1 pseudogene is annotated in these 259 nt (G+C 61.4%); it reads left to right on the top strand.

Annotation, left to right across the window (positions count from 1 at the left end):
• Positions 1-259, top strand: a pseudogene (locus DQG19_RS20680) (hypothetical protein); the annotation flags it as partial.

The raw sequence follows: 259 nt of genomic DNA, 5'->3' as shown, positions 1-259 counted from the left end.
GACTACAGAACTACCAGCGAGCGCAGCGAGCGGGACTACAGAACTACCAGCGAGCGCAGCGAGCGAGACTACAGAACTACCAGCGAGCGCAGCGAGCGGGACTACAGAACTACCAGCGAGCAAAGCGAGCGAGACTACAGAACTACCAGCGAGCGCAGCGAGCGGGACTACAGAACTACCAGCGAGCGCAGCGAGCGGGACTACAGAACTACCAGCGAGCGCAGCGAGCGAGACTACAGAACTACCAGCGAGCGCAGCG

The organism is Lewinella sp. IMCC34183 (assembly GCF_003390915.1).
In the GTDB taxonomy this organism is placed as follows: domain Bacteria; phylum Bacteroidota; class Bacteroidia; order Chitinophagales; family Saprospiraceae; genus Neolewinella.
The sequence above is the reverse complement of the archived record's forward strand: the minus strand, read 5'-3'. Positions and strand labels throughout refer to the sequence as shown.